Annotated in this window: 23 protein-coding genes and 1 pseudogene; 13 read left to right on the forward strand and 11 right to left on the reverse strand. The window is 68.3% G+C overall.

Features of this window, described 5'->3' with window-relative positions:
- The first annotated feature begins 112 nt into the window (after positions 1 to 112).
- The 3 genes from HPS01S_RS18465 (at position 113) to HPS01S_RS18475 (ending at position 3669) form a co-directional block, all read left to right on the forward strand.
- On the forward strand, positions 113 to 1156 hold the full coding sequence (locus tag HPS01S_RS18465; RefSeq protein WP_066159464.1) for a DUF1513 domain-containing protein: 1044 nt from the start codon (positions 113 to 115) through the stop codon (positions 1154 to 1156).
- Between the two features lie 126 nt (positions 1157 to 1282).
- The gene (locus tag HPS01S_RS18470) at positions 1283 to 1645 is read left to right on the forward strand and encodes a hypothetical protein (RefSeq protein ID WP_066159467.1); all 363 of its coding nucleotides are present in this window, start codon (positions 1283 to 1285) and stop codon (positions 1643 to 1645) included.
- A gap of 86 nt (positions 1646 to 1731) precedes the next feature.
- Positions 1732 to 3669 carry a hypothetical protein gene (locus HPS01S_RS18475; RefSeq protein ID WP_157576450.1) on the forward strand — a complete coding sequence of 646 codons (1938 nt, stop codon included), beginning with the start codon at positions 1732 to 1734 and terminating at the stop codon, positions 3667 to 3669.
- 102 nt (positions 3670 to 3771) lie between these two features.
- On the opposite strand, the gene HPS01S_RS18480 is transcribed toward HPS01S_RS18475, so the two are convergent.
- From HPS01S_RS18480 to HPS01S_RS21875, 3 genes are all read right to left on the reverse strand, one after another.
- Positions 3772 to 5193: a class II fumarate hydratase gene (locus tag HPS01S_RS18480; protein WP_066159473.1), complete on the reverse strand. Its 1422-nt coding sequence runs from the start codon at positions 5191 to 5193 to the stop codon at positions 3772 to 3774.
- A 100-nt stretch (positions 5194 to 5293) separates the two neighbouring features.
- Complete coding sequence (locus HPS01S_RS18485; RefSeq protein ID WP_066159476.1) at positions 5294 to 5734, reverse strand: hypothetical protein; 441 nt, start codon at positions 5732 to 5734, stop codon at positions 5294 to 5296.
- A 14-nt stretch (positions 5735 to 5748) separates the two neighbouring features.
- The gene (locus tag HPS01S_RS21875; protein ID WP_066159479.1) at positions 5749 to 6075 is read right to left on the reverse strand and encodes a hypothetical protein; all 327 of its coding nucleotides are present in this window, start codon (positions 6073 to 6075) and stop codon (positions 5749 to 5751) included.
- Positions 6076 to 6295: 220 nt separating this feature from the next.
- Between HPS01S_RS21875 and bfr the strand changes: the two genes are divergently transcribed.
- The 5 genes and pseudogenes from bfr to HPS01S_RS18515 form a co-directional block, all read left to right on the forward strand.
- Positions 6296 to 6772 (forward strand): bacterioferritin, encoded by a 477-nt coding sequence (gene bfr, locus HPS01S_RS18495; protein WP_066159482.1) that lies wholly within the window; start codon positions 6296 to 6298, stop codon positions 6770 to 6772.
- A gap of 110 nt (positions 6773 to 6882) precedes the next feature.
- Positions 6883 to 7095, forward strand: a complete 213-nt coding sequence (locus HPS01S_RS18500) for a (2Fe-2S)-binding protein (RefSeq protein ID WP_066159489.1) — start codon at positions 6883 to 6885, stop codon at positions 7093 to 7095.
- A 205-nt stretch (positions 7096 to 7300) separates the two neighbouring features.
- A complete protein-coding gene (locus HPS01S_RS18505) occupies positions 7301 to 9607 on the forward strand; it encodes an NADP-dependent malic enzyme (RefSeq protein ID WP_066159492.1) in 2307 nt (768 codons plus the stop codon).
- Between the two features lie 205 nt (positions 9608 to 9812).
- Positions 9813 to 10244 carry a guanyl-specific ribonuclease gene (locus HPS01S_RS18510; RefSeq protein WP_066159496.1) on the forward strand — a complete coding sequence of 144 codons (432 nt, stop codon included), beginning with the start codon at positions 9813 to 9815 and terminating at the stop codon, positions 10242 to 10244.
- A gap of 58 nt (positions 10245 to 10302) precedes the next feature.
- Positions 10303 to 10698, forward strand: a pseudogene (locus tag HPS01S_RS18515) (barstar family protein); the annotation flags it as partial.
- Between the two features lie 193 nt (positions 10699 to 10891).
- Here the strand turns inward: HPS01S_RS18515 and rsmA are convergent.
- The 3 genes from rsmA to HPS01S_RS18530 are packed head-to-tail and all read right to left on the reverse strand — an operon-like array spanning position 10892 to position 15387.
- Complete coding sequence (gene rsmA, locus HPS01S_RS18520) at positions 10892 to 11656, reverse strand: 16S rRNA (adenine(1518)-N(6)/adenine(1519)-N(6))-dimethyltransferase RsmA (RefSeq protein WP_066159502.1); 765 nt, start codon at positions 11654 to 11656, stop codon at positions 10892 to 10894.
- A gap of 22 nt (positions 11657 to 11678) precedes the next feature.
- Positions 11679 to 13016, reverse strand: a complete 1338-nt coding sequence (locus HPS01S_RS18525) for a peptidylprolyl isomerase (protein WP_255284249.1) — start codon at positions 13014 to 13016, stop codon at positions 11679 to 11681.
- A gap of 25 nt (positions 13017 to 13041) precedes the next feature.
- A complete protein-coding gene (locus HPS01S_RS18530) occupies positions 13042 to 15387 on the reverse strand; it encodes an LPS-assembly protein LptD (protein ID WP_133158221.1) in 2346 nt (781 codons plus the stop codon).
- Positions 15388 to 15680: 293 nt separating this feature from the next.
- Here HPS01S_RS18530 and HPS01S_RS18535 point away from each other — a divergent pair, with 293 nt between their 5' ends.
- From HPS01S_RS18535 to HPS01S_RS18555, 5 genes are all read left to right on the forward strand, one after another.
- On the forward strand, positions 15681 to 16772 hold the full coding sequence (locus HPS01S_RS18535; protein WP_084397517.1) for an aminoglycoside phosphotransferase family protein: 1092 nt from the start codon (positions 15681 to 15683) through the stop codon (positions 16770 to 16772).
- 11 nt (positions 16773 to 16783) lie between these two features.
- Positions 16784 to 17506, forward strand: a complete 723-nt coding sequence (locus HPS01S_RS18540; protein WP_066159514.1) for a 16S rRNA (uracil(1498)-N(3))-methyltransferase — start codon at positions 16784 to 16786, stop codon at positions 17504 to 17506.
- Positions 17507 to 17603: 97 nt separating this feature from the next.
- On the forward strand, positions 17604 to 17948 hold the full coding sequence (locus tag HPS01S_RS18545) for a hypothetical protein (protein ID WP_066159517.1): 345 nt from the start codon (positions 17604 to 17606) through the stop codon (positions 17946 to 17948).
- 56 nt (positions 17949 to 18004) lie between these two features.
- Positions 18005 to 19180 carry an MFS transporter gene (locus HPS01S_RS18550; RefSeq protein ID WP_066159520.1) on the forward strand — a complete coding sequence of 392 codons (1176 nt, stop codon included), beginning with the start codon at positions 18005 to 18007 and terminating at the stop codon, positions 19178 to 19180.
- 48 nt (positions 19181 to 19228) lie between these two features.
- The gene (locus HPS01S_RS18555) at positions 19229 to 19735 is read left to right on the forward strand and encodes a YidB family protein (protein WP_084397519.1); all 507 of its coding nucleotides are present in this window, start codon (positions 19229 to 19231) and stop codon (positions 19733 to 19735) included.
- Between the two features lie 3 nt (positions 19736 to 19738).
- Here the strand turns inward: HPS01S_RS18555 and HPS01S_RS18560 are convergent, their stop codons facing one another.
- The 5 genes from HPS01S_RS18560 to HPS01S_RS18580 form a co-directional block, all read right to left on the reverse strand.
- Entirely contained in the window at positions 19739 to 20590 is an 852-nt protein-coding gene (locus HPS01S_RS18560) for an alpha/beta hydrolase (protein WP_066159522.1), read from the reverse strand.
- 13 nt (positions 20591 to 20603) lie between these two features.
- Positions 20604 to 22106 (reverse strand): M20 family metallopeptidase, encoded by a 1503-nt coding sequence (locus HPS01S_RS18565; protein ID WP_066159525.1) that lies wholly within the window; start codon positions 22104 to 22106, stop codon positions 20604 to 20606.
- Positions 22107 to 22197: 91 nt separating this feature from the next.
- Positions 22198 to 23748 (reverse strand): methyl-accepting chemotaxis protein, encoded by a 1551-nt coding sequence (locus tag HPS01S_RS18570; RefSeq protein ID WP_133157964.1) that lies wholly within the window; start codon positions 23746 to 23748, stop codon positions 22198 to 22200.
- Between the two features lie 33 nt (positions 23749 to 23781).
- Positions 23782 to 25332 (reverse strand): methyl-accepting chemotaxis protein, encoded by a 1551-nt coding sequence (locus HPS01S_RS22385; RefSeq protein WP_279512605.1) that lies wholly within the window; start codon positions 25330 to 25332, stop codon positions 23782 to 23784.
- A 49-nt stretch (positions 25333 to 25381) separates the two neighbouring features.
- Positions 25382 to 25974: methyl-accepting chemotaxis protein (locus HPS01S_RS18580; protein WP_255284250.1), on the reverse strand; the 593-nt coding region annotated here is incomplete at its 5' end.

The following is a 25974-nucleotide window of genomic DNA, read 5'->3' on the forward strand; positions in this document are numbered from 1 at the left end:
TGCGCCGCCTTCGGCGTCTTCCCCCCGGAGGGGGGACGCCACTGGCGGCCCGGCAAAGCCGGTTCCGCGGTGGCCGCTGGATGAAGGCATTTCGCGCCGGCACCTGTTGGTGATGGCTGCGGGTGCTGTGCTGTGGCCTGCGGCGCGTGCCGCTCGCTCCGACGCCACCCTGCTCGCGTCCTGGCAGCAGCAAGACGAGCAGCGCATCGGGCTGCTGGCGGTCGGTGACACCTCGTGGTCGGTGCAGCGGTCGCTCGCGGTGCCGACGCGGGCGCACGGGCTGTGGGTCGAGACGGGCGGGTCGGTGCTGGCGGTCGCGCGGCGGCCGGGCGACTGGCTGCTGCGCTGGCACCAGGCCAGCGGCCGCACGCAGTGGCACTGGATCGGCGAGGACCGACGCTTCAACGGCCATGTGATCTCGCGCACCGGCGGCGCCACGCTCTGGACCACCGAGACCGACCTCGACACCGCGCAAGGCCGCATCGGCGTGCGCGACGCGGCGTCGCTGGAGAAGACCGGCGAGTGGGCCACGCACGGCATGGACCCGCACCAGTTACTGGCGCTGCCGCAGGCCGTGGGCGACCTGCCCGCCGGCACGCTGATGGTGGCCAACGGCGGCATTCCCACCCTGCCCGAAACCGGGCGCAGCAAGCGCGAACTCGGTCGCATGGATTCGTCCCTCGTCGCGCTGCACCCCGCCAACGGAGAGCTGCTGGGTCAGTGGCGCCTGGCCGACCCGTTCCTGAGCCTGCGCCACCTGGCCTTCGACCCGGTCTCGGGCACGCTGGGCATCGCGCTGCAGGCCGAACACCCGCAGTCCAGCGACAAGGCCGGCGCGCCGGTGCTCGCGGTGTGGGACGGCCGCACCCTGCGCCCCGCCGAGGGCCAGCCGCCGGTGGCCGGCTACGGCGGCGACATCTGCGCCTGGCCGGGTGGCGGCTTCGCCGTCAGCTGCCCGCGCACGAACCAGCTGGCGCTGTACGACGCGCGCGGGGTCTGGCAACGCGCACTGGCGCACCGCGAAGCCTGCGCCCTGGCCAGCCGCGACGGCCACTGGTGGCTGGGCGGCGCCGGCAGCGTGCTCGGCACGCAGGGCGAGGCCCGCCCCACCTCGGCACCGCTGCAGCTCGACAACCACTGGGTGCCGGTGGCCTGAAGACTGAGCCGGACCACGCCACCCGGGGGTTGTTGCGGCGGACCGCAAGCGGTTGAACCGGGCGGCGCCGGGGTGTGGGAACATCCCGGTTCGTCGTTCACAACAACCGTTTTCAGGGAAGCCGCCATGACACAGAAGATCGATCCCGCCAAGCTCAAGGCCGCCGCCGAGCGCCTTGAATGGGTTTGCCAGCAGTATCCGAATGAGGAGAGCGTTCAACATGTGTTGAAGGTCATGCAACCCATGATCGACGACGCCAAGGCCGGCCGCATTCTGGAGCCGATACCGGACAGGTTCGAGCTGCCGTTCCGCTGGGCAATGTCGTCTGAAGGTCTGTTTCGCGAATTTGCGGATCCAGACCTGGAGAGCGCCTACGTGGACTTCGGCATCGAACTGGAAGGCGGTTTGTCAGAGCAGGAAAAGCGGATCCTGGCGAAATTTGAAGCCCGAGTGGCTGCCAAATCCAAAGGCATGGGGAATGCTTCATGAGCGACCCCGACCTGACGCCAGAAGCCCTAAAGCAGCGATACCCACAAGACGTTGTCGCCAAATCGGAAACCTTTGTGACTCGTGGGGTGAGCAAAGAAGCCGCCTTGGGCTTTCTTGAAACGCCTGGAGGCGAGCGTTATCTCGACCTCTTGCATGAGGCCTCACCCAACACGCCGCTGCCTGATCTCCAAGAGCGAGCCATCAAACAGATCACCTCCGGTCGCGAACTCCCCCGCATGGAGATGCTCGACGAGCCCCTGGTCAAGATCGTCCCCAAAGGCCAGCAACCTTCACCCTACTCTCCGTTCTGGGCCAAGGAAGCCGACCTCGACGCAGCCATCCAGCAACGCAAGAACCTCTCGCGACACTTCGCCCTCCCCGTCGCCAGCGAATCGCCCCAATACGACGTCTACAAGATCACTCCCAAAGCGCCCACCGAAGTCTTCGTCAACACCGTGGCGCCGACCAGCGAGCTGGACGGCCAAGTCACCAAACCAGGTGGCGCAAGGCAGTTTCTGACGCCCAACCGCCAGCTCTACGAACCCGCGGAATTGGTCAAGACCATCGACAACCGGCTGCCCCTCTCCACCGCCATCCAGCACGGCATCCGTCCCGCCAGCAAAGCCGCGGGCGTGCTGGGCACGGCCTACGGCGTGGTGGACGCCAAAGGCCAGGTCGACGCCGCCATCGACACCGCACGCTCCAACCGCGAGCAGTGGGTGCGCGGGGGCGAGGAGACGGCCAACCAGACCGTCAAGACCGCTGTCACTGGAGGCGCTGCCACTGTGGGCGCCATCCCCGGCGCGGCCGCAGGCGCGCTCACCAGCCCGGTCACAGGGCCGGTCGGCCCGGTGGTCGGTGGTCTGGCCACCGGTGGCGCCGCAGCCTATGGCGCCGAGAAGCTCTACGAGGAATCGCGCCTGCAGCAGTGGAGCAAGACGCTGGGGCGCGAGGTGGGGCAGCTGGGTTATGACTACGTGTCGAAGGAAGGCCGCCTGCTGCGCCAGGTCAACGGGCTCAGGGAAGATCTTTCGCACACCACCGACCCGGCCGAGCGCGCACGCCTGCAGACCCGGCTGGACGCGGCCAGCACCGCCTTCGGCCAGGAAGCCGAACGCAACGGGCGCTACTTCGAGGGCCGGGCCGGCATCGACCAGGGCTGGGAGGCGATGCACGCGCGCTTCCCCAAGGTGGACAAGGACGATGTGAACGACGCCCTGGCCCGCCACATCGACGCCGGCAAGAAGCCCCTTGATGCGGTGCGCGGGGCCTACAGCGACGCGGTGCACGAGCAGTACCCACGCGCCCTGCCCCACGAACCGCTGGAGAACTACCGTGCGCTGAGCCCTCAGCAGCTGGCGCAGAAGCACCAGCAGTTCGCTGGCGTGGTGGCGCAGGGCCGCCGCACGGTGGAGGCACTGCAAGCGAACAAGGACTCGCACAACAACGTCGACCAGGGCTGGCCCAGGGCGCTGGCGCAGCAGCGTCAGGCCGGGCGCGTACAGCAAGGGGCCAACGAGTTGTGGCGGGACATCGGTCACCTGGGCGCGATCCGCGAGGCCTACAAGGAGCGCGGCCTGACGCCGCCGGAGCTGCCCGCCGAGTTGAAGCCCCGCAACCCTCAGGCCGCGCCGACGCGCTCGAGTCAGACCTCGCTCACGCCCGAACAGCAGCGCCACCACGCGCTGGCCCGCGAGCAGCTGGCACCCGGGCTGCGCGCCCGGGGGCTGGACGACGAGCGCATCGACCGCGTCAGCGCAGCAGCGGTGAGCCACGCGCAGGCGCATGCGCACCGCGGCGAGGTGCGCGCCTTTCACCTGAGCAAGGACGGCGAACGGATCGCGATGGTGCAGGCCAGCGCGCCGGTCAGCGAGTTCGGCGTGCGGGAGGCGCAGACAAAACCCGCAGAGCAGCACCTGGCGCAGGCACAGCAGACGGCCCAGGCGCAGACGCAGGACACCGCCCGCACCGCCGCAGCCCCTGCTGCACCGACCCACGCCGCGCCCGAGCGCGCGATGGCCTGAGCGGTTGAGCGTGGGGGTCAGGAATTCAGCGCCGGGCCGCCCCAAGCTGAATTCGCACCCCCTCGGGGGGGCAGCGACCCGCGCAGCGGCGGAGCGTGGGGGCTACGTGTCCTCTCCCGTCAGCCGCGCCGGGTCGAGCAGCCGCTCCAGCTCTTCGCGCGGCAGGTTGGTGTGCTCGACCGCGACATCGACGATGGGCCGACCCTCGCGGTAGGCCTGCTTGGCGATCTCGGCGGCCTTTGCGTAGCCGATCAGCGGGTTGAGCGCCGTCACGAGGATCGGGTTGCGCGCCAGCGCCTGCTGCAGCCGCGCCTCGTTGACCCTGAAGCTGGCGATGGCCTTGTCGGCCAGCAGGGGCATCACGTTGGCCAGCAGGCCGATGCTCTCCAGGAGGTTGCGCGCGATCACCGGCAGCATCACGTTGAGCTCGAAGTTGCCCGACTGCCCGGCAACGGTGAGGGTGGTGTCGTTGCCGATCACCTGCGCCGCCACCATCGCGGTGGCCTCGGGGATCACCGGGTTGACCTTGCCGGGCATGATGGACGAGCCCGGCTGCAGGCTTTCCAGCTCGATCTCGCCCAGGCCCGCGAGCGGGCCGGAGTTCATCCAGCGCAGGTCGTTGGCGATCTTCATCAGCGCCACCGCCAGCGTCTTGAGCGCGCCCGATGTGGCCACCGCCGTGTCCTGCGCACCCATCAGCGCGAAGCGGTTGGCGGCCGGCGCGAACGGCAGGCCTGTGGCGCCTGCCAGCGCGGCGGCGCACAGCGGCGCGAAACGCGGGTCGGCGTTCACCCCGGTGCCCACCGCGGTGCCGCCCAGCGCGAGCTGCTGCAGCGCGGTGGCCGCAGCGCGCAGGGGCCCGGCCGCGGCCTCCAGCTGCGCCGCCCAGCCGGCCAGCGCCTGGCCCATGCGCACCGGCGTCGCGTCCATGAGGTGGGTGCGCCCGGTCTTGACGTAGGCATGGGTCTGCGCGGCCTTGGCCTGCGTGACCGCCACCAGGTGGTCGAGCGCCGGCAGCAGGCGCTGGTGCAGGGCCAGCGCGGCGGCCACGTGGATGGCGCTGGGCACCATGTCGTTGCTGCTCTGGCTGGCGTTGACCTGGTCGTTGGGGTGCACCGGCGTGCCCAGCGTGCGGCTGGCCAACGTGGCGATCACCTCGTTGGCGTTCATGTGGCTGCTGGTGCCCGAGCCGGTCTGGAAGACGTCGACCGGGAAGTGCGGCAGCAGCGCCGCATCGTCCAGCGCCAGCAGCGCGGCGCAGGCCTGCGCGATGGCCCCGGCCTCGGCGGCGGGAATGGCCAGCAGCTCGCCGTTGGCCTGCGCGGCGGCGGCCTTGAGCTGCAGCAGCGCGCGCACGAAGAGCGGGGGCATCGGCTGGCCGCTGACTGGAAAATTGAGCACGGCGCGCTGGGTCTGCGCACCGTAGAGCGCCTGGGCCGGCACAGACACCGCGCCCATGGAATCGTGTTCGGTGCGCCAGTCGCCGCTTTCCGCCGCGGGACCGGACGTGTGGGGAGGGATCATGGGACGCTCCCATCGGATGACCGCAGGGCCGGGGCGCCATGGTGCGCCCGTCCGCCGGGCACCACCCCGGTGCCCCCCGATGCGACCACTGCGGGCAGGGTCACTCCGGGTCCGACGGGCCAGCCCCGCGGGTGGCGGTGGACAGGGTCTCGTCCTCCAGCCGATCACAGGCCTGCCCGGTGCGCCGGCACTGTCCGTCGGGCTCCAGCCAGGGGTGGGCGTGGCCGGCACAGCCGGTCTGGCAGATCACGGCCTGGGCCTCGAGCAGCCCGGGAGCCATGCGCGGAGCAAGACCACGCGGGCCGGTCGCGGCCCGCGGGACCAGCGCTGCCGACCGGAGGTCCCAGGCCACGGCCGTGCGCATCCGCACGAGTTCGCCGCGCAACCGGATGTTCTCTCCGTCCAGCGCCGCCTGCCGCCGGGCGCTGGCCTGCAACTGATCGCCAACACGCTGCTGCAGCTGTGCCAGCCGCCGCGACAGGACGCCGTGTTCGGCCACCAGCTCGCGCACCACCAGGGTCCTCGCTTCGTGTCTGGCCATGGCGGGGCGGCCACTCACTGCAGCACCTCCGGTGCGCTGTGCCACAGCGGCGTGGGGGCCGGTACGCACCTCGGGGCACCTCCCTGTTCGACCTCCAGCTGCCAGCGCGTTCTCAGGTTGGCCAGCATGCAGCGCATGTGGGGCGAGACCTGAGGGTGCTCGGACAGGAAAAACAGGTTGGACACCAGCTTGCGCGCCAGCAGCGACCGGTGCAGGTCGCCTGCGGCGGCCTGCGCATAGCCGGTCATGAGGGCCAGCGTGCCGGCCATGAGTGCCTCCACCGAGGGCAGCACATATTCCTCGTCGCAGCAGGCGTTGATCGGGGTGTCGGGATGATTCACGGGAGGGCCTCCATGCCGGTGGGTTCCATCGCTGGCTGGCAGGAAACAGGCGTCGCAACGGAGCCTGGCTGGCTGGCGGTCAACAGATGACTCAGTATATGAGAATCATTCTCATTATTCAACTGCCGAAGTGCGGCTGCCTGTCCGGCGTTTGGTGTCGGCGCGGCGCGACGCCACAATGCGGGTCGAGCGCTGCCAATTTTCAAGAAAGGAGCTCACCATGAAAGGCGACCCGCAAGCCATTGCCCACCTGCAGGCCCAACTCAAGAACGAGCTGACCGCCATCAACCAGTACTTCGTGCACTACCGCATGCTCAAGCACTGGGGCCTGGACAAGCTGGCCAAGAAGGAATATTCAGAGTCGATCGGCGAGATGAAACACGCCGACTGGCTGATGGACCGCATCTTCATGCTCGACGGCCTGCCCAACCTGCAGGACCTGGGCAAGCTCAACATCGGCGAAAACGTGCCCGAGATGCTGGGCAGCGATCTGGCGCTGGAGCGCGGTGCGCAGGCCACCATCAAGGACGGCGTCGCCTATTGCGAGTCGGTGCGCGACTTCGTCTCTCGCGACCTGCTGATGAAGATCCTGGACGACACCGAGGAACACATCGACTTCCTCGAAACCCAGCTCGAACTCATCGACAAGGTGGGCATCCAGAACTATCTGCAGAGCCAGATGGGCGACGAGGGCTGACCGGAGATCCCCCGGACACCGGGGGTCAATTCCCTGGGCACATAGGGGACTTTGCGGTTTGAATGCGAGCAATTATCATTTGCTTGTTCTTCCTCTGACCCCTTGCCACCATGATCGTCTGTGTCTGCCGCCGTGTGAACGACAAAGCCATCGCCCAGGCCGCGCGCTGCGGCGCGAGCTTCGACGACATCCAGATCGACATGGGTGTGGCCACCCAGTGCGGGCAGTGCGAGTCCAGCGCCCGCGCCGTGTGGATGCAGTGCCGCCCCTCCCAGCCCACCGCACACCTGCAACTGCAGACCGAGGCACCGGCGCCGGCCTGATTCCGGACCCCTTGCAGCAAAAAGCCGCCCCCGGGGCGGCTTTTTGCTGTGGAAAACCGTGCTTGCGCGCGCCGGATTCCGGCCCAGAATGTCACAGGCACCCGAACCATCCGTTCGCAAAAAAACGATGGTCATGCCGAATCCCAAGATTTAGAATGCGCAATAGCGTTTCGCATTGCAGAATCACCTCGCCGGAGACAGTCCAATGAGCACCGAACAAGCACAGAACAAGCGCGCAGAGCTGCGCCGCGCCGCCCTCGAATACCACGAGAAACCCGTCCCCGGCAAAGTGGCCATTGCCGCCACCAAGCAGTTGGTCAACCAGCGCGACCTGGCGCTGGCCTACTCGCCCGGCGTGGCTGCGCCCTGCGAAGAAATCGTGGCCGACCCGGTCAACGCCTTCAAGTACACCAGCCGCGGCAACCTGGTGGCGGTCATCACCAACGGCACCGCCGTGCTGGGTCTGGGCGACATCGGCCCGCTGGCGGCCAAGCCGGTGATGGAAGGCAAGGGCGTGCTGTTCAAGAAGTTCTCGGGCATCGACGTCTTCGACATCGAGATCAACGAGAAGGACCCGGACAAGCTGGTCGAGATCATCGCGGCACTCGAACCCACCTTCGGCGGCATCAACCTCGAAGACATCAAGGCGCCGGACTGCTTCTACATTGAGCGCAAGCTGCGCGAGCGCATGAAGATCCCGGTCTTCCACGACGACCAGCACGGCACCGCCATCGTGGTCGGCGCTGCCCTGCTCAACGGCCTGAAGGTCGTGGGCAAGGACGTCAAGAAAGTCAAGCTGGTGACCTCGGGCGCCGGGGCCGCCGCGCTGGCCTGCATCCAGCTGCTGGTCAAGCTGGGCCTGCCGCGCGAAAACATCTGGGTCACCGACCTGGCCGGCGTGGTCTACGAAGGCCGCACCGAACTCATGGACCCTGACAAGGCCGTGTTCGCTCAGAAGACCAAGCAGCGCACGCTCAGCGAGGCGATCGAAGGCGCCGACGTCTTCCTCGGCCTGTCAGCCGGTGGCGTGCTCAAGAAGGAGATGGTCGCCAAGATGGCCGCCAACCCGCTGATCTTCGCGCTCGCCAACCCGAACCCCGAGATCGCGCCCGAAGACGTCAAGGCGGTGCGCGACGACGCCATCATGGCCACCGGCCGCACCGACTACCCGAACCAGGTCAACAACGTCCTGTGTTTTCCGTACATCTTCCGCGGTGCGCTGGACGCCGGCGCCTCGACCATCACCGACGAGATGGAGATCGCCGCGGTGCACGCGATTGCCGAGCTCGCCCAGGCCGAACAGAGCGAGGTGGTGGCCGCCGCGTATGCGGGCGAGAAATTGGCCTTCGGCCCCGAGTACCTGATCCCCAAGCCCTTCGACCCGCGCCTGATGATGAAGATCGCGCCGGCCGTGGCGCAGGCTGCGGCTGACAGCGGCGTGGCGCTGCGACCGGTCACCGACATGGACGCCTACAAGCAGCGCCTGCAGAGCTTCGTGTTTGCCTCCGGCACCATCATGAAGCCGCTGTATGCGGCCGCCAAGACGGCACTGAAGAAGCGCGTCGCCTACGCCGAGGGCGAAGAGGAGCGGGTGCTGCGCGCCTGCCAGATCGTGGTCGACGAGAACCTGGCCCGCCCGACGCTGCTCGGCCGCCCGACCATCATCGCCCAGCGCATTGAGAAGTTCGGCCTGCGCCTGAAAGAGGGTCTGGACTACGACGTGGTCAACGTCGAGCAGGACGCACGCTACCGCGAGCTCTGGACCACCTACCACCAGCTCATGGAACGCCGCGGCGTGACCGAGCAGCTGGCCAAGATCGAGATGCGCCGGCGCCTGACCCTGATCAGCTCCATGCTGCTGCGTCGCGGTGACGTGGACGGCATGATCTGCGGCACCTGGGGCAACACCCAGCTGCACCTGGACTACATCGACCAGGTGATCGGCAAGCGCGAAGGCTCCAACTGCTACGCCGCCATGAACGCGCTGATGTTGCCCGGCCGCCAGGTGTTCCTGGTGGACACGCACATCAACTACGACCCCACGGCCCAACAGCTGGCCGAGATCACCCAGATGGCGGCCCGCAAGATGATGCGCTTCGGCATCACGCCCAAGGCGGCGCTGCTCTCGCACAGCAACTTCGGCTCCAGCAACCAGCCCAGCGCGGTCAAGATGCGCGAGACCCTGGCCATCCTACAATCGAATGCACCATGGCTGGAGGTGGACGGCGAGATGCACGGCGACGTGGCGCTGGACGCCGATGCACGGGTTTCGATCATGCCGCGCTCGACCCTGCAGGGCGACGCCAACCTGCTGGTCTGCCCCAACATCGACGCGGCCAACATCGCCTACAACCTGCTCAAGACCGCGGCTGGCGGCAACATCGCCATCGGCCCGATGCTGCTGGGGGTGGGAAAACCTGTGCATATTCTCACCGCCAGCGCCACCGTCCGCCGCATCGTCAATATGACTGCCCTCACGGTTGCCGAAGCCAACGTGCAGCGTCAAGGTTGATGCATATAGCAAGCACTAACTAATTTTCACAATTGCCCCTGCTCAACCTGCTTAATTAAGCAGCAACAACTTGCTTTTTTGCAGCGCATCAGGCACACTTGCGCGCTTGTATTTCAGGGTTAACCCACCCCGACAAGGGGGCTCAATTCGCGCTGAGCGAACGCCCCCGGGGCAGGTGGATGGCTTCAGGAACACAGGGACTTTGATGGGTCTGCAACCGATCCGGGCAACAAGGAGCCGTGTCGGGCTGGTCGTGGGACTGGCCCTTGCAGCGGTTCTGGCGACGTCGCTGAGCACCATGCTGGTGCAAGCCCGGACCCCTTCTTCCGTACTTCCCGGCTCAGCGGTGGCTTCGGTGGCCTTCACCGGCCTGCCGCCACAGGGACAGGATGTCATGGAGCAGATCCGCCAGGGTGGTCCGTTCCGGTATGAGAAGGACGGCACCGTGTTCGGCAACCGAGAGCGCCTGCTGCCCAGCCAGAAACGGGGTTATTACCGGGAATACACAGTGCCCACGCCGGGGTTGAGACACCGCGGGGCCAGGCGGATCGTGTGCGGAGGCCAGCAGCCACGTTCGCCAGATGCCTGTTATTACACCGAGGACCACTACAGCAGCTTCCGGCTGATCGTGCAGTGACCCGCGGTGATGTGAGTGGATTTCGTTTTCAACTTTGACTGTAGAAAGAGACGCGGAGATGGACACGCCACTTCGTAATGTTCGTACCAACATCGTTCAGTCGATCCGCGCTTTCGGCGTGAAGGACCTGCAGGCCGCCGCCGAGCAGCTGGGTCACCACTTCCTGTATGCCAACCTGGCCAAGGCCCAGAGCAAGCAGGACGTGCTCGAATTGATCGCAGCGCAGTACACCTTGCCGCCGCATTTCGGCAAGAACTTCGACGCCCTCTACGACTGCATGACCGATCTGGTCCACAAATCGGGCCCGCAAACCGGCTTCATCGTCGTGCTCGAACACATCCCGGCGCACGCCAAGTTCGACAAGGAAGCGCGCGAGCAGTTGCTGGACATCTTCCGCGACGCGGCCGACTACTGGAGCGATCGCAAGATCCCGTTCCGCTGCTTCTATTCCTTCTCGGTCGCGCGCGCCCCAAAAGGTGAAGAGCCGATCGAGGTGGAAAACGAAGAGCCCATGCCCACGGACAAGATCTTGGACGTGAGCCCGATGGCGCTGCGCATGAGCAGCCCGTTCAATGCGGGTTACTGGCTGACCGCGGCCTGATCAACCGCAGAACCTTGAGAAGCCGCTGCCCATGCAGCGGCTTTTTTCATGCCTGGACGGCTTGCGCGAGTGCGACGTACTCCGCCACCGGCACCTCTTCCGCCCGGCGCTGCAGGTCGAAGTCGCCCGAAAAGCCACGGGCTTCCAGCCATCTGCCCAAGGTGTTGCGCAGGATCTTGCGGCGCTGGCTGAACGCGGTCTGCACCAGGTCGCCATAGGTCCTGAAATCCATCGCTGGCGGCTGTACCAGCGGCACCATGCGCACCACCGCGCTGTCGACCCGGGGTGGTGGGTCGAAACTCTCCGGCGGCACGAACAGCACGTTCTCCATGGCATAGCGCCACTGGAGCATCACCGAGAGGCGCCCGTAGTCGGCGGTGGCCGGTGCGGCCACCATACGGTCAATGACCTCTTTCTGCAGCATGAAGTGCTGGTCCTGAACGACCGCGACATGATCGAGCAGGTGGAACAGGATCGGACTGGAGATGTTGTAGGGCAGGTTGCCCACCACACGGATCTTGCGGCCTGGCCAGCGCGCGGCCAGCGCGGTGAAGTCCACACGAAGCACGTCGGACTCGACCACATCCAGCAGGCGGTGCTCCCGCAGGCGGGCCGCCAGGTCCCGGTCCAGCTCGATCACCGTCAGGCGTCCGAGGCGCTCGACCAGCGGCTGGGTCAGGGCCGCCAGACCCGGACCGATTTCCACCATGGCATCCGATGGCGAGGGCGCTATCGCTGCGACGATCGCATCGATGACGGCGGTGTCGCTCAGGAAGTGCTGACCAAAGCGCTTTCGCGCGACATGCTTCATGCGCGGGCGTGCCGGTGACGACTCAAGGCTGCGGCGCTTCGCGCAGTTCGACAAAGGCGCGGCTGCGCACCTCTTCGGTCCACGCGTTGATCGCGTCGTCGGCTTTCTGTTCGCGCACCAGTTCGCGCGCCATGTCGCGCTGCTCGCGTTCGCTGAGCGCGGCCTGGCGACGCTCCTCCAGGCGGATCAGGTGCACACCAAACCGCGACACCACCGGTTGCGACACCTCACCAGGGCGCAGCGCATTCATCACCTGCTCGAACTCGGGCACGAACTGGCCGGGCGACACCCATCCCAGGTCGCCGCCCTGGCGGGCAGAGCCATCCTGGCTGTGCTGACGGGCCAGATCTTCAAAGCTGGCCTGCCCCGCAGCGACCTGCTGGCGATAGCTGTTCAGCCTTGCAATGGCTTCGTCCTGGCTCAGCTGAGCGCCCGGACGAAGCAGGATGTGGCGCGCGCGGCTCTGCACGACGCTCAGTTCGGGCAACGGTGCCTGGCGCTTGTCCACCACCTTGAGCACGTGCAGCCCGGCCGCACTGCGCAAGGGCCCGGCGACGCCGCCCACCGGCAGGTTGCGTGTGGCCTGCACAAACAGTTCGGGCAGGCGCGACAGCGGCCGGAACCCGAGGAGGCCGCCACTGGACGCCTCGGGCGCTTCTGAATACTCGCGCGCCTGTACCGCCAGATCGGCACCGTTGCGCAACCGGTCGGCCACCCCCTGGGCCCGGGCTTCCAGCTCACGCAGCTTGTCGGTGCCGGCTCCCTCGGGCACTTGCACCAACACGTGTCCCAGGTTGAGTTCCAGCCCCTCGGGACGGGCGGCCTGCCGCTCCGCGATGAAGCGGTCGATGTCGGCCTCGGTGACGCGCACGCGCGCCTCCACCTCACGGTCGCGCAGGCGCTGCAGCAGCACCTGGTTGCGCAGTTCGTTGCGCAGTTTGTTGATGTCCATGCCTTCGGCGGCCAGCCGCCGCCGGAAGGCCTCCACACTGAGCTGGTTCTGAGCCGCCAGCGATTGCTCGGCCTGCGCCAGTGTGGCCTCGTCCACCCGAACGCCCTGTTCGGTGGCCTGCTGCAACAGCGCCCTCTCCACGATGAGTTGCTCCATCACCTGCTTCGCCAGTTGGTCGCGAGGAGGAAGGCTGCGGCCCTGGGCCGCGAACTGCTGCTCGACACGCAACATGCGCTGCCGGACATCAAAATTGGTCACGGGCTCGGAGTTGACCAGTGCGACGATGTAGTCCACGGTGCGGGTCGAGGGCCCGCTGACCGGGCGCTGCAACTCCGCGGCAGGGCGCAGTGCCTGACCCTGCGCCGGCCACGCGCCCAGCAACAGCCCCCCGGCCAACAGGATCTGCAAGCCTCTGAGGTGAACTCCCGGACGGTCAGTCATATTGCTGGAAACGGTTGGGCTGGACGACTTCTTCACGCAGGTACTGGTATTTGGGCACGTTGGCCTGGATGCTCTGCAAGGAACTGCCACCGACCTTCGAGAACCCGTTGAACTCGAGCTGGAACAGGATGCGGCGATCCGAGGTGTTTGAACTGGTCTGCAGACGCTCCAGGACGACACGTCCCAGCCAGCAGCCGGCGTCGTACTCGAAACCGGCAATCACGTCGATGAGCTTGCGGTCGGGCATGCTGTAGTTCAGGCGCCCGACACCGTACCACTGCCCCGGCCCGAGGGCCCTTCCAGGCACCGGTTCGGGCGTGCGGCCCCAGATGCCGGACAGCGGCCACTGCCAGCCCAGATCGAGTTGCTCGCTCACACCTTTCTGGATGCGGTAGGCGGCGCTGAGCACCTTGTAAGGCCCTGGGGTGTACCGGCCACCGAGAGTGGTGCGGCGGGACTCGCGGGTCTTGGTGTTGTACTGCACGTTGGCGTCGAGCGACCACAGCGGATCCCACTGCACACGCCCCGCAAGCAGGGTGTCGCTCAGGCGTTCGGTGACCGGCGTGCCCCGTGGCAGCGTGACGTTCTGGTCGGCCAGCAGGGCGCGCTGGGCGACACCCAGGCGCACCACCTCGGCCCCGGTCTCCGAGTCCAGCAGACGCGAGCTCACGCCCACCGTCACCGCCCGGGTGTCGCTGATGCGGTCGTTGCCACTGAAGGCATGTTCGGCAAACATGCTGGAGTAGTTGAAGTCGCGGGCGCCCGAGTCGTAGTTGGGCAGCTTGCTCTGGTCGCGGAACGGCGTCCAGGTCGCGAAGGCGCGCGGCTCCAGGGTCTGGATGTAGCTCGTGCCAAAGAACTCGGCCGGCCGCTCGAACACCAGACCGCTGTCGATGCTGACCGTGGGCACGGTGCGCGTGGCCGACACCGTGGACCCGGTCGTGTTGTCGTTGCTGTAGCGCGCCATGTGCACGCGCGCCTTGGGCGTGACGTACCAGCCCGGGGCCTGCCAGCGCCGGGCAATCTGGGCCACCGCCACCGAACGGTCACCGCCGATCTCCCGCCCGGTGGGCACACCCGCGCTCAGCACCGCCCGCTGGAAACGCGTCACGTTGGTACCGAGGGACAAGTCCCAGCCAGGGGCACCGAACAGGGTCTGGTTGGGCTGCTCGTAGGAAAAACCTATGGACGGCAGACGGTCGAACGGGGGCGTGATCGGCGCGTTCACATCCTGCAGGGTCTGGTACCGGTACATGCCGCCGCTGACCGACCAGGGGCCTTTGCCCCAGCCCAGCGCGACCTCGTTGTGCAGCAGGCGCGAGGTCAGCGAGGTGATGGTGCGCGGGAAGTCGCGCCAGTAGTTGTCGTCGCTGACCTTGTTGAGGTTGACGCGCAGTCCGATCGGGCTGCCACCGCCAATCGGGCGGGTCAGCTGGTGGTTGTGGCGGTACGCCACCGCCCAGCGGTCGTCGTCGCGCAGCTTGTCCGAGGGCATGTAGGACGTGCGCAGGTTGCCGGTGTAACCGGGCTGCAGGTAACGGAACTCGCCCGACAGGTCCAGTCCGCGCTTGGTCATCAGCGTGGGCGTGACTGTGGCGTCGTAGTTGGGGGCGATGTTGAAGTAGTAGGGCGTCGACAGTTCCACGCCGCTCTGCGTGCTGATGCTCAGGCTGGGCGGCAGGGCTCCGGTCTTGCGCTGGTCCGACAGCGGGAAGCTCAGGATGGGCGCGGCCAGGATGGGGACCCCCTTGAACTCAATCACGCCCGACTTGGCAATGCCCACGTCCTCCACCCGGTCCAGTTCGATGGACGAGGCGCGCACGATCCAGTCGGGCATCCAGGTCGAGCCCGGCGGTCGCGGGCAGGTCGAATAGCGGCCGTCGTGCACCATGGTCCGGTCATCGCCCATGAAGTCGACCCGGCGCGCATCGCCTTTGCCTTCGTTCTTCAGCAGCGAAAACTCGGGCTGGTTGAAGTGTCCCCAGTGGCTGTTGACGTTGACCTCGGCATCCGGGCCGGTGAATCGGTCGCCGTTGCGGTTGATGAGCACATTGCCCTGGGCCTTGGTCTCGCCGGTGCGCTTGTCGTGTTCGATGCGGTCGGCGCGGATCACGGTGTCGTGCCGGCGCAGCTCGGCGCCGCCCTGCATGACCGTCACCCCGTCCATTTCGCCTTCCAGGCTCTCGCCCCAGATGAAAACGGGCAGCTGCTTGCGAACCTCCGTCGGTACCTGCTGGATCAGCGACTCGCCGGACTTGAGCCGGATGGCCGCCGCGTCGGGACCGGCACCGGTGTTCTGGGCCCAGGACGGAGCACAGGCGCCGCCCAGTGCGAGCATGGCCAATGCTCCCTGCACAGCGCGCGCCAGGGTGGTGGGTTCCGGAAGTCGCGCCATGCGCGGCAGACGGGCGGGGCTGTTCAGGGAGGAGGAATCAGGTTTCAAGGCGGTGTGTGGCGAAACGGCCGTCTCTGATTTCGGTGGCACATGCCCCGTCGCTGTCGATCGACCGGGCCTCGGACTGCCGGCGGAGGTGACCAACGGCAAGGGGGATTTGTAGAATCTCCGGCCATTATCCTATGCCACCCGCCCGGCCTGCCAGCACGTCGGCGCCTCCGTCTCCCCCCGCTTCCATGACGCCGAACACCCCCGCAGTCACCTGGGCCGATCCGGCCCGCCACGCCGCCTTCGACCACTGGCTGCAAGGGCTGGCCACGGCCCAGGGCCTGCGCCCCGAAACGCTGCGCCCGGCCTCGGCCGACGCCAGTTTCCGCCGCTACCTGCGCGTGGACACCGTCGACGGCGGCAGCCGCATCGTCATGGATGCACCGCCCGACAAGGAAAACTGCGCGCCCTTCGTTCACGTGGCGGGCCTGATGAAGGCCGCCGGCCTGCTGGTGCCCGACATCCTGGCCTGGGACGAACCCCGGGGCTTCATGCTGCTGCCCGACCTGGGCACGCAGACCATGATGGAGCGGATCGACGCAGACCACCCCCAGGCCAACCATGCGCGCTACCTGCAGGCGGTGGACACGCTGCTGGCCTGGCAGCTGGCCTCGAAGCCGGGCGAACTGCCGCCCTACGACGAAGCCCTGTTGCGCCGCGAGCTGCAGCTGTTTCCCGACTGGTACCTCGCGCAGCATCGACAGGTCAAGGTCGAAGGCATGATCGCAGGCACGCTGCAGAAGACCTTCGACACCATCGTGGCGCGCAACCTGGCAGCGCCCACGGTGCACGTGCACCGCGACTTCATGCCGCGCAACCTGATGATTCCCTCCCACCCGGGCACCACGCCCGCGCAGCAGCTGGGCGTGCTCGATTTTCAGGACGCGGTGCACGGCCCCATCACCTACGACATCGCCAGCCTGATGCGCGACGCCTTCCTGACCTGGGAAGAAGACTTCGTCATCGACATCACCGTGCGCTACTGGGAAAAGGCGCGCAAGGCCGGGCTGATGGACTTCGAGGACTGGCACAGCGACTTCGGCGCCTTCTACCGCGCGGTCGAGTGGATGGGCCTGCAGCGTCATCTGAAGGTGGCCGGCATCTTCGCCCGACTGACACTGCGCGACGGCAAACCGAAGTACCTGGCCGATGCGCCGCGCTTTATCGCCTACATCCGGGCCACCGCCCACCGCTACCGGGAACTCGGCCCGCTGCTGAAACTGATCGACGAAGTGGAAGGCCTGCAGGCGGCCAGCGGCTTCGCCTTCGGCCGCGTCTGAGCCGTTCCAGCGTGCCCCGCTTTCACTGCCCCATCCCGCTGAGCGCCGGCGCCGAGCTGGAACTGCCGGCCGCTGCCGCGCGCCACGTGCAGGTGCTGCGCCACCAGCCCGGCGATGCGATCACCCTGTTCAACGGAGAAGGTGGCCAGTGGTCGGCCACCATCCTGCGCATGGGCCGCAGCGACGTCGCGGTCAAGGTCGGCGCGTTTGAAGACGTCGAGCGCGAGCCGGCGAGGCGCGTGCACCTCGCCATGGGCATGCCGGCCAACGAGCGCATGGACTGGCTGGTCGAAAAGGCCGCCGAACTCGGCGTGGCCAGCCTGCAGCCCCTGCACACCGCGCACAGCGTGCTGCGCCTCAGTGGCGAACGTGCGGCCAAGAAGCAGGGTCACTGGCAATCGGTCGCGGTCGCGGCCTGCGAACAGTGCGGCGGCAACCGCGTGCCGGCGGTGCGGCCGGTGGCCGACGTGGCCGCCTGGTTGCGTGACAGCGGGCACATCGCCCCGCTGCGCTGCGTGCTCTCGCTGGCGGACGGCACACGCCCGCTGGCGGAGGTGCTGCGCGAGCAGCCGGCCCACACGCCGGTGCTCTTCCTCAGCGGCCCCGAAGGCGGACTGTCTGCGCAGGAAGACGCCCTGGCCCGCACCGCGGGCTTTGTGCCCGTCACGCTGGGGCCCCGCATCCTGCGGGCGGAAACGGCGGCGCTCGCGGCCCTGGTGATCGCCCAGGTGTGAACGACCGCTGAACGAACCCTTCAGCGCGGGTACAGGCGGACCGGCACAGACTGCGTTCCACAGTCAATACCGACTGCCACGCACGAAGGAGTTCACCATGAACAAGCACCTGCTTCTCGCTGGCGCCGCTTGCCTGGCCCTGGCCACCACCGCATCGCTGGCCACGGCCGGCGAACACCAGCGCGATGACCAGCCAACCCAGCGGTCGGCGCAGCACCGTGACGATTCCCACCACAGCCGCTCCAACCGTTCCGCCCAGGGCTTCGATCACGGCATGCAGGTGGTGCCCACCACAGCGGGCGCCGGCCAGGCCGGCGAAGGGTGGCGCTACTTCTCGGACCCTGCGGCACACCGCGCGGTGGTCATCAGTCCGCAAGGCGAGTACTTTCTCAGCCGCGGCAAGGGGATGCGCCTGGTCGCCGTGACACGGCCGCAATCCTGAGCCGCGTTCAGGGTGGCGTGCGGCGCGGCGCCGCCACCTTGTATAAACGCTGACTTATGAACAAAAACCTCTGGCTGCTGGCCGCCGCGCAAGGCCTGTTCCTGACCAACAACGTGGTCTTCATCGCCATCAACGGGCTGGTGGGGCTCTCGCTGGCCCCGCTGGGATGGATGGCCACCCTGCCGGTGATGGGCTATGTGGTCGGCGGCGCGCTGTCCACCCCGCTGGTGGCGCGCACACAAAGCGCTTTCGGCCGCCAGGGCTCGTTCCAGATCGGGTTGCTGGTCGCCCTGGGCTCGGCCTTGCTGTGCTGGTGGGCCGCGATGGACAAGAACTTCTGGCTGCTGGTGGCGGCCACCGTGATCGCCGGCTACTACAGCGCCAACGGCCAGCTCTACCGCTTCGCCGCCGCCGAACTGGCGGCACCCGACTACCGCGAGAAGGCGGTGTCGCTGGTGCTGGCCGGCGGTCTGGTGGGCGCGGTGCTCGGCCCCAACCTGGCCAGCCGCACGCGCAACCTGCTGGAAGTGCCGTTCGCAGGCGCCTACCTCGCGCTGGCGGTGGTGGCGCTGGTCTCGATGGCGGTGATGGCCTTCATGAAGTTCCCGCCACTGCCGCCGAAGAAGGCCAACGCCGACACCGGCCGGCCGCTGTCGGAGATCATGCGGCAGCCCGTCTTCATCGTGGCCGCTGCGGGGGCGGCGCTGGGCTACGGCGTGATGAACCTGCTGATGGCCGCCACGCCGCTGGCGATGCAGGTCTGCGGCTTCGAGTTCGAGGACGCAGCCCTGGTGCTGGAGTGGCATGTGATCGGCATGTTCGCGCCCGGCTTCTTCACCGGCCACCTGATCAAGCGCTTCGGCGTGCTGACCATCATGGGCGTGGGGGTGCTGCTCAACGCCGCCTGCATCGCCATCGCGCTCACCGGTGTGGACCTGCACCAGTTCCTGATCGCGCTGTTCCTGCTGGGCGTGGGCTGGAACTTCCTGTTCACCGGCAGCACCACGCTGTCGCTGCAGGCCTACAGGCCTGAGGAAAAAGACCGCGCACAGGCCGCCATCAATTTTTTCGTTTTTGCCACCATGGCGGTCACCTCGTTCGCCTCCGGTGCCCTCGTCACCACCCAGGGCTGGGCCCTGCTGAACCTGGGTTCGCTGGCGCCCGTGGCCCTCACCGGGTTGGCGCTGGGCTGGCTTGCCTGGCTTCGGCGCGCGGCCCACAATCCGGCCTGAACCGGCCCCGGTCGGCGCCGGACGCCACGCATTGAAAGGAGCGCTCGCATGGGACTGTTGGATTCACTGGTGAGCGCGGCGACCAACGCCGCCTTCGGGGGACAGCAGAACAACCCGCCGGCGCAGGGCGGCCCCGGTGGTCTGGACCCACAGCTGCTGATCGGTCTGATCGGCATGCTGATGAACAACGCGGGAGGGCTCTCGGGCATCCTGGCCAAACTGCAGCAGGCCGGCCTGGGCGACGCCGCCTCCTCCTGGGTCGGCACGGGGGCCAACCAGCCGGTCTCGCCCGACGCGCTGGGCAGCGCCCTGGGCCCGGACCTGATGGACATGATCGCCCGCCAGCTCGGGGGCAGCCAGCAGCAGGCCGCCGGCACCATGGCCGACCTGCTGCCCGGCCTGATCGACCAGCTCACCCCCCAGGGGCAGGTGCCGCCGGACAACGGCCTGGACGCGCTCGGTTCGCTGCTCGGCGGCGGTCAGCGCGGTGGTGCCGGGGGTCTGGATGCGGGCGACCTCATGGGCATGCTCGGCGGCCTGATGGGCCGGCGCTGAGCCTCAGGCCGGAATGTGCGCGTCGAGCCAGGCGCGCAGTTCGGCGTACACCGCCGAGGGGTCGGTCTCGTTGAAGATTTCGTGAAACAGCCCATCGAACCGGCGGCTGTGCACCAGCCCCTTCGGCGCGACCGCGGCAAAGGCGCGGCTGCCCTCGGGCCGCACCAGCCGGTCGGCCCCGGCGTACATCAGCAGCGTGGGCACCTGCCAGGTCGGCGCGGCCGCCACCACGCGCGGGCCGTTGCTGTCGATGAAGCGCGCCAGCCGCGCCGAAATGCGGTTGTGCACCAGCCGGTCGCGCTGGTAGGCCGCCACCTGCGCCGGGTCGTGGGAGATGCCGCTCGGGTCCAGCCCGTTGGGCACGGTGAGGTCGGGTGCCCAGCGGTAGAGCAGCCGGGTCAGCAGGCGCTGGAACGCGCTCATGCCGGTGTCCAGCGCGGGCGACGAGAGCACCAGGGCATCCACCAGCTCGATGCCGCGCTGCACGAAGGTGGAGGCCACCAGGCCGCCCATGCTGTGGCCCAGCAGCACCAGGGGGCAGGCCCAGGGTTCGGCGATGTGCCGGCGCGTGTCGTCCACCAGCTCCTGCAGGTCGGCCAGCAGGTCGTCGTCGTCCGACAGCACCCCGCGGTCACCGCCCGAGTCGCCGTGGCCGCGCTGGTCGTAGGCGCGCACGCTGAAGCCCCACTCGTTCAGGCGCTGTGCCACCGCGTCGTAGCGCCAGGCGTGTTCGCCCAGCCCATGCACGATGAGCACCACGGCCCGCGGCCGCTGCCGCGACGGCAGGGGCCAGTCGTAGAGCGCGATGTTCAGGCCGTCGCGCAGGGTGAAGGGCGCCTGGGTGGTGTCGGACATGGGCGGCGCGCCGTCAGGGCATGCGGGCGATGACCTGCGCCACCGACGCCGTCAGGCGCCGCGCGTAGTCCAGGTGCAGGAATTCGTTGGGGCCGTGCGCGTTGCTGCGCGGGCCGAGCACACCGCAGACCATCATCTGCGCGGTGGGGAAGCCCTGGCTGAGCATGTTCATCAGCGGGATGGTGCCGCCCTGGCCGATGGTGGCGCAGGCGGCGCCGTAGTGCGCCTGCGAGGCGTCCTGCAGCGCCTGCTCGAACCACGGCGTGGTGGAGGGCGCATTCCAGCCGGTGGCCGAGCTCAAGCCCTCGAACATCACCTTGGCCTGGTAGGGCGCGTTGTCTTCCAGCAGGGCCTTGAGCTGCTGCACGGCGGGCGCGGCCTCGACCAGCGGCGGCAGGCGCAGGCTGAGCTTGAACGCGGTGTACGGGCGCAGCACGTTGCCGGCGTTGGCGATGTCCGGGAAACCGTCGGCGCCGGTGACCGACAGCGTGGGCCGCCAGGTACGCGCCAGCAGCGCTTCGACCGGGTCGGTGGTGGTGGGCAGGGCCGAAACGGTGGCGCCGCCGCAGTCGTGGTGTGCCCAGGGGAAGCGCTTGAACAGCTCGTCGCCCAGGATGGCGGCCGTGGCCTGCGCCTGCGCCAGCCGTTCGGCCGGCACCTCGCAGTGGAAGCTGGCCGGCAGCAGGCGGCCGGTGCCGCTGTCTTCCAGCCGGTCCAGCACCTGCCGCATGATGCGGAAGCTCGACGGCACCAGGCCCGAGGCGTCGCCCGAGTGGATGCCTTCGGTGAGGATTTCGACCTTGAGCACGCCGCTGGCCATGCCGCGCAGGCTGGTGGTCAGCCAGAGCTGGTCGTAGTTGCCGGCACCGCTGTCCAGGCAGATCACCAGTCCGACATCACCCAGCCGGGACCGCAGCGCGTCCACATAGGGCAGCAGATCGGCCGAACCGCTTTCTTCCGAGGTTTCGATCAGGCCGACGATGCGCGGGTGCGCCACGCCCTGGGCCTTGAGCGCCTGGATGGCGGTGATGGCGGCGTAGATGGCATAGCCGTCGTCGGCGCCACCGCGGCCGTACAGCTTGCCGTCGTCGATCACAGGGGTCCACGGCCCCAGGTCGCTGCGCCAGCCGTTGAATTCGGGTTGTTTGTCGAGGTGGCCGTACATCAGCACGGTCTGGCCAGACGCCGGGGCGGGCGTGCCGTCCTTTCCTTCGCTGGCCGGCAGTTCAAAGAACAGCACCGGCGTGCGCGGCCGGCCCTGGGCGTCGTTCAGCCGCACGATTTCCAGTTGCAGGCCGGGCACCTGTTGCGCGCGCACCCAGTCTGCGGCGTTCTGCAGCACGCGTTCGAGCAGGCCGTGGGCCGCCCAGTCGGGGTCGAACATCGGCGACTTGGCCGGCACCGCGATGTAGCGCTGCAGCTCGGGCACGATGGATTCGCGCCAGGCGGCGTCGACCTGCGATTGCAGGGCTTGCGGTTCCAGGGGCAGGGCGGAAGCGGGCAGGCGGGCGTTCATGGCGGTCCTCTCGGCGCGGGCGGTGCGACAGAGGGCCAGTATAGGCAGACCACCGCCCCGGCAGGACGGCGGGAACTTCCGAAAACCGCGCTCAGGCCGACAGGCGGAAGGTGGCGACCACGCCAGCCAGCCGCTGCGCCTGGTCCCGCAGGCTCTGGGCCGCGGCGGCGCTCTCTTCCACCAGCGCCGCGTTCTGCTGCGTCATCTGGTCCAGCTGGGCCACCGCCGAGCCGACCTGGGCAATGCCCTGGCTCTGCTCGCCTGTGGCGGCACCGATCTCGCTGATGACGTCGGTCACGCGCTGCACGCTGGCCACGATCTCGTCCATGGTCTGGCCCGCCTCGCTGACCAGGCGCGTGCCCGCCTCCACGCGGTCCACGCTGGTGCCGATCAGGCCCTTGATCTCCTTGGCGGCCTCGGCGCTGCGCTGCGCCAGGCTGCGCACCTCGCCGGCCACCACGGCAAAGCCGCGGCCCTGTTCGCCCGCGCGCGCCGCCTCGACGGCTGCGTTGAGTGCCAGGATGTTGGTCTGGAACGCGATGCCGTCGATCACGCCGATGATGTCGTTGATCTTGCGGCTGCTCTCGTTGATCTCGCGCATGGTGTGCACCACCTCGCCCACCACGGTGCCGCCGCGGCGTGCGGTGCCCGCTGCGGCCTCGGCCAGCTGGGTCGCCGTGCGCGCCGACTCGGCGCTCTGCCGCACGGTGCCGGTCAGTTCTTCCATGCTGGCCGCGGTTTCCTGCAGGTTGCTGGCCGTGTGCTCGGTGCGGCTGGACAGGTCCTGGTTGCCCGAGGCGATCTCGGTGCTGGCGGTGCTGATGCTGTCGGTCGCCGTGCGCACCTGGCTCACGGTGCCCCGCAGCGAGGCGATCATGTCGGCCAGCGCCGCGAGCAGGCTGCCAGCGGGCACACGGGGCAGGGTGACGGTCAGGTCGCCATCGGCCACCGAACGCATCGCCGACACCGCCAGGGCCGGCTCGCCACCGATCTGGCGCATCACGCTGCGCAGCGTCAGCCAGCCGATGCCGGCGATCACCAGCAGCCCCGACAGCGCCAGCGCACCGTTGACCGCCAGGGTGCGCCACACCATGGCGTCCAGGTCGTCGGTGTACAGGCCCGAGCCCACCATCCAGTTCCAGCCATCGACCTTCATGATGTACTGCAGCTTGGGCACCGATTTCGTGTCGCCCGGGCGCGGGAAATTGGTCTGCACGAAGGCCCGGCCGTCGGTGCTCTGGCGCATGCCGTTGACCAGGGACGCGATGACGTCGGCGCCCTCACCGTCCTTGACCTTGCCGACCATGTTCTGACCATCCCACTCCGGCTTGATCGGGTGCATCACGCCCACGCCGTCGAGCGACCAGATGTAGAGGTACTCCTTGCCGCCCTCGCCGTAGCGCGCATGCGCGACCGCGGCCTTGGCCGCTGCCTGCGCCGCCTCGGCGCCGAGCTTGCCGGACGTCTGCATGGCACGGAAGCCCTCGACGATGGAGTGGGCCGACTCGACCGCCGTGACGAGCTGACCGTGGCGGGCGTCGGTGAGCTGGCGCTTGGTCTGCACCACCGACAGCGCACCCATGACCGCGATGCCCAGCACCGCGACCACCACCAGCAGCAGGATGCGGCCGCGAAGACTCATCTGATTCAACATGAATGTTTCTCTCTACCTAAATCAACCGGCACTCAGCCGGAAAGTGGCCACCACACCGGCCAGCTTCTGCGCCTGGTCCTGCAGGCTCTGGGCCGCCGCTGCGCTTTCTTCCACCAGCGCGGCGTTCTGCTGCGTCATCTGGTCGAGCTGCCCCACGGCGCCGTTGACCTGCCCGATGCCCTGGCTCTGCTCGTTGGCCGCCGTGGTGATGTGACCGATCAGATCGGAAATCCTCTGCGCGTTCGCGACGATCTCGCCGATGGTGGTGCCGGCCTCGGTGACCTGGCGCGTGCCGGCCTCGACCTTCTCGACGCTGGCGCCGATCAGGCCCTTGATCTCCCGCGCCGCTTCGGCGCTGCGCTGCGCCAGGCTGCGCACCTCGCCGGCAACCACGGCAAAACCGCGGCCCTGTTCGCCCGCGCGCGCCGCCTCGACGGCTGCGTTGAGCGCCAGGATGTTGGTCTGGAAGGCGATGCCGTCGATCACACCGATGATGTCGCCGATCTTCTGGCTGCGGTGGTTGATCTCCTGCATGGTCGCCACCACCTCGCCGACGACCTCGCCGCCGCGCGCCGCCACCGCCGCGTTGGCCTGGGCCATCTCGCTGGCCTGGCGCGCCGACTCGGCGCTTTGCTGCACGGTGCTGGTGATCTGGTCGATGCTGCTGGCGGTCTGCTGCAGGCTGGAGGCGGCCTGCTCGGTGCGGCTGGACAGGTCCTGGTTGCCCGAGGCGATCTCCGCGCTGGCCACACCGATGCTGTCGGTGGTCTGGCGCACCTGGCTGACGATGCGCACGAGCGATGCCTGCATCTCGCCCAGCGCCGACATCAGCTGCGTGAGCTCGTCCTTGCCTTCCACCGCGACCGACTGGGTGAGGTCGCCGCGCGTGATGGCCATGGCCAGGCGCTGCGCCTGGTCGAGCGGGCGGCAGATGCTCTGCATGTTGGCCAGGGTGGTCGGCACCACCACCAGCACCGCCACCGCCACCGCGATGCCGAACAGCAGCATGGTCTGCTGACCGGTGCCGACCTGCTCGGCCTGGACCGCCGCCGCTTCCGCCGAGATGATGGCCTCGATCTTCTTCATGTCGGCCTGCAGTTCGGCGTAGCGGTCGTGGGCGCGCGCCAGCATGCGGTTGGCCACGGTGGCGCTGTCGTACCCCCCGGCCTTGATGTTGGCCACCGTGGGTTCGACCGCCGCCGAGTAGTCCTTGAGCTTGGCGCTCATCTGCTGCAGCACCGCGTTGTCCTCGTCGGCCTCGCCCTGCTGCAGGGCCAGCATCAGCTGGCCGATCTCGTCGCGGGTCTTCTCCCACTTCATGTTCGCCAGCGACAGCTGCTCGGGCGATTCATAGTGGATCACCATGTCCTTCTCGTGGCGGCTGAGGTCCGCCATGGCCAGTCGCAGCTTGGACAGCTCGACGGTCTCATGGAAGGCGTGATCGACAAACTCCTGACTCAGGGCCTGCATGCGCTGCATGCCCCACAGGCCGGCGCTGCCCACCACGAACAGCAGGGCCAGCACGACGCCGATGGCGCCGATCATTCGGAAGCGGATGGAAAAGTAACGCATAAAGGACCGGATCCACATGATGAGACTCGCCGGAAGGTTGGTATTGGCTTCAGAAACTTTCCCAGTCGCCTTCGGTATTGGCACTGGCACTGGTCACCACCTTGGCGGGAGACACCGGGGCCACAGCGGGCGCAGGAGCCCGGGTGGCGGTGGTCAGCGGTGCTGCGGCCGATGCCTTGGACGGCTGTTCACGCACCACCGGGCTCGCGGTCGCCTTGGCCGGTGCCGAAGCCGGGGCCCGGGCCGCCTGCACGGGTGCGGTGGTCGCGCGGGTCGCAGAGGCAGCGGGTGCTGCCGCCGGCTGGGCGGGGGCGCCCGTGGCGCGGATGGCGCCATCGACCTTGAAAATCGACACGACCTGCGCCAGCCGGGCCGCCTGGTCCTTCAGGCTCTCGGCAGCTGCCGCGCTTTCCTCGACCAGCGCCGCGTTCTGCTGCGTCATCTGGTCCAGCTGGTTGACAGCGGTGTTGACCTGGCCGATGCCGTCGCTCTGCTCGCCTGCGGCCGCGCTGATCTCGCCGACGATGTCGGTCACACGGCGGATCGAGCCGACCACCTCGTTCATGGTCTGACCGGCTTCGCCCACCAGGCGGCTGCCCGCATCCACGCGGTCGACGCTGGCGCTGATCAGCCCCTTGATTT

This window comes from Hydrogenophaga pseudoflava NBRC 102511 (genome assembly GCF_001592285.1).
Classification (GTDB): domain Bacteria; phylum Pseudomonadota; class Gammaproteobacteria; order Burkholderiales; family Burkholderiaceae_C; genus Hydrogenophaga; species Hydrogenophaga pseudoflava.

Bases quoted from the DNA above. Each gene is read 5' to 3' on its own strand.
- HPS01S_RS18480 (WP_066159473.1), bottom strand. From the start codon at position 5,193: ATGATCCCTCCCCACACGTCCGGTCCCGCGGCGGAAAGCGGCGACTGG.
- HPS01S_RS18500 (WP_066159489.1), top strand. From the start codon at position 6,883: ATGATCGTCTGTGTCTGCCGCCGTGTGAACGACAAAGCCATCGCCCAG.
- HPS01S_RS18485 (WP_066159476.1), bottom strand. From the start codon at position 5,734: ATGGCCAGACACGAAGCGAGGACCCTGGTGGTGCGCGAGCTGGTGGCC.
- HPS01S_RS18505 (WP_066159492.1), top strand. From the start codon at position 7,301: ATGAGCACCGAACAAGCACAGAACAAGCGCGCAGAGCTGCGCCGCGCC.
- HPS01S_RS18510 (WP_066159496.1), top strand. From the start codon at position 9,813: ATGGGTCTGCAACCGATCCGGGCAACAAGGAGCCGTGTCGGGCTGGTC.
- HPS01S_RS22385 (WP_279512605.1), bottom strand. From the start codon at position 25,332: ATGCGTTACTTTTCCATCCGCTTCCGAATGATCGGCGCCATCGGCGTC.
- HPS01S_RS18530 (WP_133158221.1), bottom strand. From the start codon at position 15,387: ATGCTCGCACTGGGCGGCGCCTGTGCTCCGTCCTGGGCCCAGAACACC.
- bfr (WP_066159482.1), top strand. From the start codon at position 6,296: ATGAAAGGCGACCCGCAAGCCATTGCCCACCTGCAGGCCCAACTCAAG.
- HPS01S_RS18560 (WP_066159522.1), bottom strand. From the start codon at position 20,590: ATGTCCGACACCACCCAGGCGCCCTTCACCCTGCGCGACGGCCTGAAC.
- HPS01S_RS18545 (WP_066159517.1), top strand. From the start codon at position 17,604: ATGAACAAGCACCTGCTTCTCGCTGGCGCCGCTTGCCTGGCCCTGGCC.
- HPS01S_RS18535 (WP_084397517.1), top strand. From the start codon at position 15,681: ATGACGCCGAACACCCCCGCAGTCACCTGGGCCGATCCGGCCCGCCAC.
- HPS01S_RS18465 (WP_066159464.1), top strand. From the start codon at position 113: ATGGCTGCGGGTGCTGTGCTGTGGCCTGCGGCGCGTGCCGCTCGCTCC.
- HPS01S_RS18570 (WP_133157964.1), bottom strand. From the start codon at position 23,748: ATGAGTCTTCGCGGCCGCATCCTGCTGCTGGTGGTGGTCGCGGTGCTG.
- HPS01S_RS18565 (WP_066159525.1), bottom strand. From the start codon at position 22,106: ATGAACGCCCGCCTGCCCGCTTCCGCCCTGCCCCTGGAACCGCAAGCC.
- HPS01S_RS18555 (WP_084397519.1), top strand. From the start codon at position 19,229: ATGGGACTGTTGGATTCACTGGTGAGCGCGGCGACCAACGCCGCCTTC.
- rsmA (WP_066159502.1), bottom strand. From the start codon at position 11,656: ATGAAGCATGTCGCGCGAAAGCGCTTTGGTCAGCACTTCCTGAGCGAC.
- HPS01S_RS18470 (WP_066159467.1), top strand. From the start codon at position 1,283: ATGACACAGAAGATCGATCCCGCCAAGCTCAAGGCCGCCGCCGAGCGC.
- HPS01S_RS18550 (WP_066159520.1), top strand. From the start codon at position 18,005: ATGAACAAAAACCTCTGGCTGCTGGCCGCCGCGCAAGGCCTGTTCCTG.